Here is a 4,208-nt window from a genome sequence, read left to right on the forward strand (position 1 = left end):
CTCCTGGGCGTGATCGGCCTGTTCCTGTTCGACTGGACGACCTACTTCCAGGAGTCGATCTACGCCGAGGTGTACGGCCTGGGCCCCACGCCGAACGGCTTGCTCGTCAACGCCGTCGTGACGGTGCTGGGCATCGTGTCCTCCGCGGTGACCGTGCTGTTCGCCTTCTTGGACTGGCGGCAGTTGCGCGCCCGCGGCGTCGAACGGCCCTTCCACTGGGCGTGGAGCTTCCTCGTCCTCGTCATGTCGAGTGCGCTGGTGTACATCATCGGCCGGGCCGTCGTCGTCCGTCGCCGCACCCGGAGCGGTCTCGGGCCGCTGTGGGCCGCGATCGCTGTCAACGTCGTCGCGCTCATCGCATTGATCGGATGGTCGATCTTCTTCATCATCCAGATCATTCCGCTCCTCGAAGGCCTTGCTCCCTACGGCGCGTATTGAGCACCAGAGCGAGGGGCCGTCGAACGGCGGCCCCTCGCTCGCAACGATGTGACGGCCTATGACGTCGTGTCTCGTCACATGACGCGACCGGAGCCCGACCCTCCGAGCGCTCGTACGCTCCTGGAACCGGCGCCCGACGCCGCGTCAACCGGGAGTACACGCATGTCCACGACGTCCATCGCCCAGCAGATCAACGACTTCAACACGGGATTCGAAGCGCAGATCGGCGACCGCCTCGCCGGGGTCTTCGCCGGCGAACAACAGGACCTCCGCAACGGGGGCCTGCCCGCGGACGCGCTCGGCGTCGGTGACGAAGCCCCCGATGCCCCGCTGCTCACCGCGGACGGTCAGACCACCTCGCTCTCCGCGGCTCGTGGTGCAGCGGTCGGCGTCGTCGTCTTCTACCGCGGCGCATGGTGCCCCTACTGCAACATCACCCTCCGCACCTATCAGCAGGAACTCGTCCCCGCTCTGCGCGAGCGCGGTGCCCAGCTGATCGCCGTATCGCCGCAGACGCCCGAGGGTTCCGCCGCGATCACCGACGACGCCGCCCTGGACTTCGCCGTCCTCTCCGACCCCGCGAACGCGCTCGCCGAGCGCTTCGGCATCGTCACCGAGCCCAGTGCCGAAGCCCGTCAGGCCCACACCGAACTCGGCTTCGACGTCGCCGACAGCAACGCCGACGACACCGCCCGCGTCCCCTTCCCCTCGGTCTACGTGATCGACGCCGACGGACGCATCCGCTTCGCCGACATCCACGTCGACTACACCACCCGCACCGAGACCGACGCGATCGTCCGCGCCGTCGACGCCCTCGGCAACGCCTGAAGCGCCCGCTCTCACCGGTTGCGAGGGCGCGAGAGCGCCGCGTCTACGGGCGACTCCCAGCGCCTCGCCGGTCCCGAGGGTCGTGCTCGCAGCGGACCCGCGCGCGTCCCCGCGTCTCGCTCGTCCCGAGGGCGGCCGGCGCCGCGACACCTGTTTCGCGTGGCGACGGCGCCGGCGCGCCGTCCCCGGCCTCAGCCGAGTCGGGCCCGGCGCGTCGCGACGACGGCGTCGAGCAGCGCGTGCGCCGTGTCGTCCTTCGTCCCGGATGCCGTGGCCACGACGTCACCGCCCGCACTCACGATCGTCAGGGCGTTGTCGGTCGTCTCGAACCCCCGGGTCCATCCCACCGCGTTCGCCGCGAGCAGGTCGACGCCCTTGCGCGCCGCCTTGGCGCGCGCGCGCTCGAGCAGTTCCGCGTCGTCGGCCACCGTCTCGGCGGCGAAGGCCACGATGGTCTGTCCCTCCCGCCGCACGGCGACGAGCCCCGCGACCACATCGCGGTTCTCGCGCAGCTCGAGCGTCAGACCGCCGGGGGAGTCCTGTTTGCGCACCTTCTGCTCGGACACCGACGCCACGGAGTAGTCGGCGACCGCCGCGGCCATGATGATGACGTCGGCGGTGGGGGAGACGGCATCCATCGCCGTTCCGAGTTCCTCGGCGGTGCCGACGGCCACGACCTCGACGCGCGGATCAGGGCGCACGTCGGCGTCGAGGTGCGCCGCCACCAGCGTCACCCGGGCGCCGCGATCCGCGGCGGCCCGCGCGAGGGCGACGCCCTGTCGACCGCTCGAGCGGTTGCCGAGGTAGCGCACGGGGTCGATCGGCTCGCGCGTCCCACCGGCGCTGATGACCACTGACAGGCCCTCGAGGTCGCGCGGACGCTCGACGAGGGCGAGGGCGGCGGCGACGATCTGGTCGGGTTCCGACATGCGCCCGGGTCCCGCATCGCCCCCGGTCAGCTCGCCGTCGGCGGGACCGACCACGTGGATGCCGCGCTCGCGCAGCACGCGCATGTTGTGCGTGGTCGCGGGGTGGCGCCACATCTCGGTGTGCATCGCGGGCGCGACGATCACCGGTGCGGTGGTGGCCAGCAGCGTCGTCCCGAGCAGGTCGGACGCGAGTCCCGCGGTCATCGACGCGAGCGTGTTGGCTGTGGCGGGTGCCACGATGACCAGATCGGCCGCCTGGCCGAGCGCGACGTGCCGCACCTGGGCGACGTTGTCGTGCACCGAGGTGGTCACGGGGTTGCGGCTCAGGGCCTCCCACGTCGGCTGACCGACGAAGCGCAGGGCATCGGCGGTGGGGACGACGTGCACGTCGTGCCCCGCCTTGACCAGCAGACGGACCAGGCTCACGCTCTTGTAGGCGGCGATGCCCCCGGTGACTCCCACGACGACGAACATGGCACCAGTCTTCCAGGCCGGGTCGGAAGTGGGGGGCGGGGTGTCGACGGGGTCGGGCCGGCGGGGTCGGGAGGACCGGCATGCGTCGAAAACAGGAGGATGCCTCGAGAACAGGGGGATGCGGGGGAATTCGGCCTGTTTTCATCGCGAAGCCTGTTCTCGTCGCGCGGGGGTGCCGGGCGCAGGCCCGTCCGCGCCGGCGCGCGGGTAGCGTGGACGCAATGTGCACCGTGGTCGTCCACGTCCCCGTGACGCCGGGGCAGCCGGTCCGTCTTCTCGCCGTCCGCGACGAGGACCGCGACCGTCCCTGGCGCCGACTCGGACCCTGGTGGCCGGAGCGCCCGGGCATCCTGGGCGTCCGCGACGAGCGCGCCGGCGGTGCGTGGCTGGCCGTCGACCCGGACGCCTCGCGTCTGGCCGTGCTGCTGAACCGCGAGGACCTGTCGGACCGCGGCGACGATCAGGTCGTCAGTCGTGGGGCGATCCCGCTCGAGGCGGTGGGGGACGGCATCCCGGAGCATCCGACGACGCGCGGTTTCAACCTCGTCGAGGTGGATGCCGACGGCGCTCACCTCATGGAGTGGGACGGCCTGACCGCCCGTCGCAGCCGCCTCGCGCCGGGCACGCACATGGTCGCCCACCACGCGGTCGACGACCCGGGGACCCCGCGCATCGCGCGATGGCTCGAGGAGTTCCGCTCCGCCGGCATCGCCGAGGGACCCGAGTGGTGGATGCCGTGGCTCGGCGTGGTCGAGCGGTCCACGCTCGACCCGGCGGCGTCGGTGCTGCGGCGCGACGCCCACGACGGGCACGTGCTCGAATCGCTGCTTGTGTGCACCGCGACGGTCGGACCCGCGGGGGTCGAGGTGCGCGAGGCGATCCCGGCCACCCCGGGCACATGGGACGACGGACTCATCGAGGGGTTGCGGTCCGGCATCCGCTCCTCCCCGGAAGGCGCCTCCGATCGTTCTTCCACCGGCGCGACGTCCGGGCGGTCGGGGGAGTCGGCCGCGCAGTAGGCTGGAACGATCCCGCCTCCGTAGCTCAGGGGATAGAGCGCCGCACTCCTAACGCGGGCGTCGCAGGTTCGAATCCTGTCGGGGGCACCGTTCGACCGTCGATGCGCACCGAGCGAGTGGCTGTGCCGGAGCCTGCTCGCGCCGACCCGCCTCGCGTGGCGCTTCGGGCGCACCTGAGGGCGTGCCGCCGGTCCGTCGCGTGGCGGCGCGTCCCGCCGGTCCGTCGCGGGGCGCCGCACCGTGCGGCCGGTCGCCGGCGCCGTGCCCCGCCGGTCCGTCGCGTGGCGCCGCGCCCCGCCGGTCCGTCGCGTGGCGCCGCGCCCCGCCGGTCCGTCGCGTGGCGCCGCGCCCGCCGGTCCGTTGCGTGCGGACAGGCCGGTAACGGTGCCACGGCGCTCGCCCGTTGCGGCCCGCGCTCCCGCCGTGGCATGATTACTGAACGATCGGTCGGAAAACCTCGCAGCTGAGGACGACGACCCCGCCAGAGTCGGCGGGGGAGAGGAAGACGATGTCGGACGCG

At 72.6% G+C, this 4,208-nt stretch carries 3 protein-coding genes, 1 tRNA gene and 1 pseudogene; 4 read left to right on the forward strand and 1 reads right to left on the reverse strand.

Translation table 11 applies throughout. The features are described from left to right. Together QZ433_RS03445 and QZ433_RS03450 are read left to right on the forward strand one after the other, a co-directional pair. Positions 1 to 438: pseudogene (locus QZ433_RS03445) on the forward strand (hypothetical protein); the annotation flags it as partial. Between the two features lie 162 nt (positions 439 to 600). Next, positions 601 to 1,266, forward strand: coding sequence for a peroxiredoxin-like family protein (locus QZ433_RS03450; RefSeq protein ID WP_295780023.1), 666 nt, complete (start codon positions 601 to 603; stop codon positions 1,264 to 1,266). Between the two features lie 191 nt (positions 1,267 to 1,457). On the opposite strand, the gene coaBC is transcribed toward QZ433_RS03450, so the two are convergent. After that, entirely contained in the window at positions 1,458 to 2,669 is a 1,212-nt protein-coding gene (coaBC, locus tag QZ433_RS03455) for a bifunctional phosphopantothenoylcysteine decarboxylase/phosphopantothenate--cysteine ligase CoaBC (protein WP_295780024.1), read from the reverse strand. 221 nt (positions 2,670 to 2,890) lie between these two features. Between coaBC and QZ433_RS03460 the strand changes: the two genes are divergently transcribed. Beyond that, positions 2,891 to 3,688: an NRDE family protein gene (locus tag QZ433_RS03460; RefSeq protein WP_295780025.1), complete on the forward strand. Its 798-nt coding sequence runs from the start codon at positions 2,891 to 2,893 to the stop codon at positions 3,686 to 3,688. Positions 3,689 to 3,702: 14 nt separating this feature from the next. Next, positions 3,703 to 3,775 (forward strand) — tRNA-Arg (locus tag QZ433_RS03465). The last annotated feature ends 433 nt before the right edge of the window (positions 3,776 to 4,208 follow it).

Origin of the sequence: uncultured Microbacterium sp., assembly GCF_913776565.1 — a bacterium.
Taxonomy (GTDB): domain Bacteria; phylum Actinomycetota; class Actinomycetes; order Actinomycetales; family Microbacteriaceae; genus Microbacterium.